This window comes from Nonomuraea sp. 3N208 (genome assembly GCF_052245935.1).
In the GTDB taxonomy this organism is placed as follows: domain Bacteria; phylum Actinomycetota; class Actinomycetes; order Streptosporangiales; family Streptosporangiaceae; genus Nonomuraea.
This window is the reverse complement of sequence record NZ_JBQQBR010000105.1, coordinates 1-6734: the sequence shown is the minus strand read 5'-3', so window position 1 is coordinate 6734 and position 6734 is coordinate 1. Positions and strand designations below refer to the sequence as shown.

The window sequence follows — 6734 nt, the reverse complement described above, 5'->3', positions numbered from 1 at the left end:
ATCGATCTCGCGTACACGAACCCGTTCAGCCACACCCAGAAGTCTGAAACGATCACGCCGACCGAGAGGAGACCTCGATCGGCGTGTCGTCACAAAAAGGGCAAACGTGACCGGCTACGGCACTAGTTGTCGGCCCGCCGCTGGGTCGGCCCAATCGGACGAAGTATCGCTCTGCGTAACCATCGTTACTTGTTGTGTTCGCAGAAATGGTCATTTCTGAGAGATGGCAAGCGCCGGTGTCACGAGTCAACCGGGTCCGCGCAACGCGGCATGTGCTCGGAGCCGTCGTCTAGGAGTCCGGCGGCGCCTCCTTCGAGGCCGGGCTCAACACCGCCTTCGTCACTGCAGGCACTATCACCCTGGCGAGTGCCGTCTTCACTGGACTGTGGCTGCCGAGGTCCAGGCCCGCGGAAGCCGCCGGGCGCGGTTCGTGGCCCGCCGCGGAGCGCATGCGGGCCACGGACGTCGCCGCGTCAGTGAGCCTCCGCTGACAGATCCTCCCATTTGGCCCAGCTCTTGAGCCGGTCGGCGTAGGCCAGCTGGGTCATCCGTAGGCCCTCGGTGCCGAAGAACACCCGCAGTGGTGGATCGTTGGAGTCGGCGAGCTTGAGCAGCGCTCGGCCCGCGGCGGCCGGGTCTCCGACGTCGAGGGTTTTGGCGAACGCGACGAAGCTCTCGCGGACACCGTCGTAGAGCGGGTCGGCCGCTGAGTTGACGGCGCCGGCGGCTCCGTCGGTGGCGTAGAAGCTGGGCTCGACCACCGTCACCTTGATGCCGAAGCCCGCGACCTCCTGGGCCAGGGAGTCGCTCAGGCCCTCCAGCGCGAACTTGGAGGCGTGGTACCCGCCGCCGAGCGGCAACGAGACTTGGCCGCCTGTGGAGGAGATCTGGATGATGTGCCCGCCACCCTGCTCGCGCATGATCGGCAGCGCCGCTTGGACGACCCACAGCGGGCCGAACAGGTTGGTCTCCAGCTGGTCGCGCAGATCTTTGTCGCTCAGCTCCTCCACCGCTCCGAACAGGCCGTAACCCGCGTTGTTCACGATGACGTCGAGGCGGCCGAAGTGCTGCCTGGTCTGCCGTACGGCATCGAAGATGGCGGCTTTGTCGGTTACGTCGAGCTTGTGGGGAAGCACCGCGTCGCCGTAGGCGGTCAGCGCGTCGAGGCTCGCGACGTCGCGTGCGGTCGCGGCGACCTTGTCGCCGCGCGCCAGGGCGGCCTCGGCGAAGCTGCGGCCAAGGCCGCGGGACGAGCCGGTGATGAACCAGACTTTGCTCATCAGTTGGAACCCTTCACGTTGTGGTTGGCGGCGAACAGGTTGGCGGGGTCGTACTCGCTCTTGACCGCCGCGAGCCGCTGGTAGGTGGCGGGCGGGTAGACCGCGGCGACGTCCTTGTCGGTGGCGGTGGTCAGGAAGTTGGCGTAGGCGCCGGTGACGTACGGGGCGAGCTTGCCCCAGACCGCGTCGAACGCGGGCTGGCCGGCGGCGATGACAGGCTCAGGGCCGATGGTCGTGGTGATGACCATCAGCTCCGCCTGGCGGTGGGCGTAGGCGGTGGCGTCGTCGGGGACGCGGGAGACGGCGCCGCCGACGCTGCGGATGGCGATGACCGGCGAATCCTGCGCCTTCGCGATCTCGGTCAGGGTCCGCAGGGCGCCGGGTACCGACGCGGGGCCGACGAAGGCGCTGCGGGTGACGAGCTGGATGCCGGGCGGCGGGGTCGCGCCGTCTACTAGCACGTCGCCGTAGGGCATGAGCGTGACATCGTCAGAGAGCACCGTGCCCAGCGCCCGGATCGGGTCGATGACCTGGGCCGCGAGCTCGGGGTCGTCGCCGTCGAAGGCGACCTGGATCTCCACCGGCGCCTCGGGGCCGCCCGCGAACGGGTTGGCCAGGGTGACGATGGAGGTGAGCTCCTCCGGCGCGGTACGCAGGTAGTCCGCCCAGCCCTGCAGCACCGCGGCCCCTTCGGAGGCCGGGAAGGTGATCTTGCCGAAGATGACGTCGGTGGTCGGGTGGGCGGCGAACTCGAAGGCGGTCACGACACCGAAGTTGCCGCCACCACCGCGCAGCGCCCAGAACAGCTCCGGGTACTCGGTCGCGCTCGTGCGCACGAGCTGCCCGCCGGCGGTGACCACATTCGCCGCGACCATGTTGTCCAGCGCCAGGCCGTACTTCCTGACCTTCCAGCCGATGCCGCCGCTCAACGTCAGCCCGCCGACACCGACGCTCCTGGTGTCACCGGAGGAGATCGCCAGCCCGTGCGGAGCCAGCGCGGCCACGACCTGGCCCCAGGTGGCGCCGCCGCCGATCCGCACCAGGTGCCGATCCTTGTCGATGACCTCCACGCTCGACAGCCCGCTGAGATCGATCACCACACCGCCGTCATTGGTGCCGAAGCCGGCGAAGGCGTGGCCGCCGCCACGCACCGACAGCACAAGTCGCGCGTCGGCGGCGAATCGGACAGCGGCTTGCACGTCGGCGGCGCTCTTGGGACGCAGCACGTAGGCCGGGTTGCCGGAGGCCAGTATCGAGCGACTGGCCGCTGCGTAGTCGGCCGCGCCCGGTTCGATGATGTCGCCGCCGAAGTCACGTCGAAGGGTTTCAGGTGCTGAGTTCATGACATGTTCCTCGCATTAGCTGAGCTGGTCGGACATGAGATGCCGGTGGCCCACTCTTTGTGACACGTGCAGTCACGTGACGTGCGCCACATGCCGGCTGCTTCAGAGGGGCTTGTAGTTGGGCAGGGTGAGGGCGGTATGGGCTGCGCGACCCTGGGTGTCGGATGGCAGCGCCGTCTGGCTTCGCAGCATCGCGTTGCGGGCCTCGAATTGGTGCCGGGTGGCGAAGGCCTGGTTCTGCTCCACGAAGTTCCGAACGGTCTTCTCGTAGGCCGCGAAGGCGGTGGTGTGGTCGTTGTGCCTGGCCAGCGGAGACGTTCGCCGTGCAGAGCTCGAACTCCTTGGAAGGATCAGGCGGACAGGCGGCGGGCGATGGCCGGGACCACGATCGCGGCGGCGACCACGTGCGCCAGCATCAACAGCACCCTCGTGGCTGCGGACGCGTCCACGAGCACATCCGGTACCAGCGACAACACGGCGAGCACAACCGTGGTACGGACGAATACCGTGCGCGGACGGCGAACCGTGCGAGCCAGCACCAGCGCCAGCACCAACCCCACCACGGAGAAGACAACGGTCAGCACGGCGAACCCGAACACCGGGATCGGCATGCCGCCGACAACCAGGCTGATCCCGGCGAACTCACCCACCGCGGCAACGGCCGCGGTCGCCGCGCCGGCGACCGCGGCGGCGATCAAGCCACCGATGACCAGCGGCTGCGCGGGAGAGGTAGCGGTGGTGGTGACGTCTTCGTGGATGTTTTGCTCCATTTTGATGCCTTTCGGAGGAGAGCTATTCGGAGGAGAACACGCGGTTTGCAGATGTCTGGAGCGTTCAGCGTCCTCTGCGCATGTAGGCGCGGAGCGACAGCGGGACGAAGATCACTAGCAGCGCGGCCGACCAGAGCAGGACGGCGGTCACCGGATGTGCGAGTGGCCAGGCCACGTTTCCGGACGGGGCGCCCGGGTTGCCGAACAGCTCCCGTGAGGCGGCGGTGAGCGCGCTCACCGGGTTCCAGTCGGCCAGGAAGCGCAGCCAGCCCGGCATGCCGTCGGTCGGGACGAACGCGTTCGACAGCATCGTGAACGGCAGGCCCAGCGGCACCATCGCGTCGGCGACCTGGTCGTTCTTCACCGCCAGGCCCACATAGACGCCCACCCAGCTCAGCGCGTACCGCAGCACGATCATCAGCAGGAACGCCTGGGCCGTGGGGATCAGGCCGCGGTGCGGCTGCCAGCCCACCAGCAGGCCCGCGCCCACCATGATGGCCAGCATCAGCAGGCCGGTCAGCAGGTCGGCGCCGGTCTGTCCGAACGGCACCGCCAAGCGCGCCATCGGCATGGAGCGGAACCGGTCCATCACACCGCGGGAGGCGTCGGTGGCCATCCGCGTCATGACCCCCAACCACGCCGAGAAGGTCACCATCGCGAACAGGCCGGGCATGAGGTACTCGCGGTAGTCGCCGCCGCCCGGCACCTGGATCGCGCTGCCGAAGACGTAGCCGAACAGCACGACCATGATGACCGGGAAGATCAGCGCGGCGATGATCTGCCCGGGTTCTTGCCGCAGCCGTCCCAGCTCGCGGCCGACCAGGGTCAGTCCGTCGGTGAGTGTCCAGCGCAGGCGGTGGCTCAGCGGTGGGGTGAGGGCGGTCATCGGACGGGCTCCTTGCGGTCGGTGAGGCGCAGGAACACCTCGTCGAGGGTGGGGCGGCGCAGGCTCACGTCGGCCGCGGCGACTCCGGCACGGTCGAGCTCGCGCACGATGTCGGCGAGCCGGAGGCCGGTGGCGGGCAGGGCGACGCTGAGCCGGTCGGCGTCGGTCGTCGCGGGTTCGGTACCGGCCAGGGTGTTCAGTACGGTCATCGCCGCAGGCATCGCGGCGGGGTCTTCGACCACGACGTCGAGGCGGTCCCCGATCGTGGCCTTCAGCTCGTCCGGAGTGCCGGAGGTGATCACCCGCCCGTGGTCGATGACGGCGATGTCGTCGGCCAGCTGGTCGGCCTCGTCCAGGTACTGCGTGGTGAGCAGCACCGTGGTGCCGTCGGCCACCAGCTCGCGGATGCTGTCCCAGATCTCGCCGCGGCTGCGCGGGTCCAGGCCGGTGGTCGGCTCGTCCAGGAAGAGCACGTCGGGGCGCAGGATGAGGCAGGTGATCAGGTCGAGTCGGCGCCGCATGCCGCCGGAGTAGCCGAGAACCGGTCGGTCGGCGGCGTCCATCAGGCCGAAGCGCTCCAGCAGCTCATCGGCCCGTTGGTGCGCCTGGCGTCGCGGCAGGTGGTAGAGGCGCCCGAACATGCGCAGGTTGCCGCGGCCGGTGAGCTTCTCGTCCACGGCGGCGTACTGGCCCGCGAGCCCGATCCTGGCGCGCACCTCGCCGGCCTCGCGGACGACGTCGTATCCGGCGATGCGGGCGTGTCCGGCGTCGGGATCGGACAAGGTCGCCAGGATGCGCACCACGGTCGTCTTCCCCGCGCCGTTGGGCCCCAGCACCCCGCAGACCGTTCCTCTCGGGACGCTCAGGTCCAAGCCCCGTAACGCATGGGTGTCGCCGAAGGACTTGTGCAGCCCTTCGGCGACCACGATCGGATCAGGCATGATCCCTCCACTGGGTACGTTGTACGCGGTCATGGCGGCCAGACTAAGGGACCGGGTACTATGTACGCAACCAGGAGGGTGGAGTGGTGACCGACGCCGAGTATGTGAACATCTGGATGCGACCCGAGCGCCCGGCCTACGGGCCGAAGCCCACCTACAGCCGCGCCCAGATCACCGAGGCGGCGATCCGGATCGCCGACGCCGAAGGGCTGGAGGCCGCCACCATGCGGCGCATCGCCGCCGAGATCGGCGCCGGCGCGATGTCCCTCTACCGGTACGTCCCGAGCCGCGACGACCTTGTCGAGCTCATCGCCGATCGGCTGCAGGGTGAGATCGACGTCGAGGGCATGCCCTCGGGCGACTGGCGCGCGGATCTGACGCGCTACGCCGACGGGCTGCGGGCGATGTGGCTGAGGCACCCGTGGATCGGCACCGTGCAGCGGTCACTCCCCAGCTTCGGCCCCAACCAGCTGCTCGTGATCGAACGGGTGATGGGTGCCCTCGACGCCCACGTCTCCATCGACGAGAACCTCGCCCTCATGGCCATGCTGAACGGCTATGTCGAGGGCGCCGTCCGTGAGGAAATCGGCTGGGCCGAGGAGGTCCGCCGCAGCGGGCTCAGCGAGTCGGAGTGGATGGTGCGGAGCGGCCCGCGCGTCGAGCAGCTGCTGGAGAGCGGGGAGTACCCGATCTTCAGCAAGATCGTGATGGAGGCGCGCCGGCTGCACCTGAGCCGCGACGACCAGTTCCGGCACGGACTCCAGCGCGTCCTCGACTGCATCGCCGCGGCCCTCCCATCAACGGCCGAGTCCCCGATGCCGGCGCACCGAGAGGGGCGGGAAGAACAGGACGGGCCAGGGCCGGCTCGTAGGCGACCATCCGAGAAGGCAGCAAGAGCGAAATAGACGCACAAGCCATGCCTAGATGCCCACCGAAAGGCGCAGCGGCGGCCCGTTCCTGGTCACGGGTGGAGTCCAGGGCTTGCCGATGCCGGGGTTATTCCCCGACGGAGATGGGCTGGACGCCTTCGCGCATGCGACCGGTGTACAGGCGGCTGTCCATCTCCTGGCCGGGGTGGGCACCTGGCCTGCTCGTCAGCCACGACCGCCGCCTGCTGCGTGTCTGCAACCCCTTCCGGCCACACCGAGCCGGACATGCGGGCCTCGAGCGTCGGCCAGCACGGTTGCACAGGTAGTGACCATCGGAACGGCCATCTACGGGTCTAGTACTGGTGGAGTCGCCTATTCAACTATCGCCAGTTCTCGATGCCGAGGGACCGGTAGTGACTTTCCGTGATTCTTGCGGCAGCAGGTCACTCTCGAACAGCAGGTGCGCACGGAAGGGTTAGAAACTGCTCTCGGATAAGTGTCCATGAGTGTCTTTTAGTTGTCACGAGTGCTGTATGATCTTGTGCATGAACCTGACGGAATGGGCACGCGCACAGGGGATCGCCCCGCGTACTGCGTACCGCTGGTTCCGTGAGGGCACGTTGCCGGTCCCTGCGGAGCGAGTGG

Annotated in this window: 7 protein-coding genes and 1 pseudogene; 2 read left to right on the top strand and 6 right to left on the bottom strand. The window is 68.5% G+C overall.

Translation table 11 applies throughout. From position 1 onward, the window contains the following. Positions 1–473: 473 nt before the first annotated feature. From ACTWPT_RS59260 to ACTWPT_RS59235, 6 genes are all read right to left on the bottom strand, one after another. The gene (locus ACTWPT_RS59260; protein WP_443186351.1) at positions 474–1280 is read right to left on the bottom strand and encodes an SDR family NAD(P)-dependent oxidoreductase; all 807 of its coding nucleotides are present in this window, start codon (positions 1278–1280) and stop codon (positions 474–476) included. Next, a complete protein-coding gene (locus ACTWPT_RS59255) occupies positions 1280–2623 on the bottom strand; it encodes an FAD-binding oxidoreductase (protein ID WP_443186350.1) in 1344 nt (447 codons plus the stop codon). The genes ACTWPT_RS59260 and ACTWPT_RS59255 overlap by 1 nt, the downstream gene beginning before the upstream one ends. Before the next feature lie 102 nt (positions 2624–2725). Next, positions 2726–2869, bottom strand: coding sequence for a hypothetical protein (locus ACTWPT_RS59250; protein WP_443186349.1), 144 nt, complete (start codon positions 2867–2869; stop codon positions 2726–2728). 104 nt (positions 2870–2973) lie between these two features. Beyond that, entirely contained in the window at positions 2974–3393 is a 420-nt protein-coding gene (locus ACTWPT_RS59245; protein WP_443186348.1) for a DUF6069 family protein, read from the bottom strand. Positions 3394–3457: 64 nt separating this feature from the next. After that, positions 3458–4279, bottom strand: coding sequence for an ABC transporter permease (locus ACTWPT_RS59240; RefSeq protein WP_443186347.1), 822 nt, complete (start codon positions 4277–4279; stop codon positions 3458–3460). Next, entirely contained in the window at positions 4276–5220 is a 945-nt protein-coding gene (locus ACTWPT_RS59235) for an ATP-binding cassette domain-containing protein (RefSeq protein WP_443186346.1), read from the bottom strand. Before ACTWPT_RS59235 ends, ACTWPT_RS59240 begins: the two co-directional genes overlap by 4 nt. Positions 5221–5306: 86 nt before the next feature. On the opposite strand from ACTWPT_RS59235, the gene ACTWPT_RS59230 reads away from it, so the two are divergent. Both ACTWPT_RS59230 and ACTWPT_RS59225 read left to right on the top strand, forming a co-directional pair. After that, a complete protein-coding gene (locus tag ACTWPT_RS59230) occupies positions 5307–6125 on the top strand; it encodes a TetR/AcrR family transcriptional regulator (RefSeq protein ID WP_443186345.1) in 819 nt (272 codons plus the stop codon). Between the two features lie 509 nt (positions 6126–6634). After that, positions 6635–6734, top strand: a pseudogene (locus ACTWPT_RS59225) (IS607 family transposase); the annotation flags it as partial.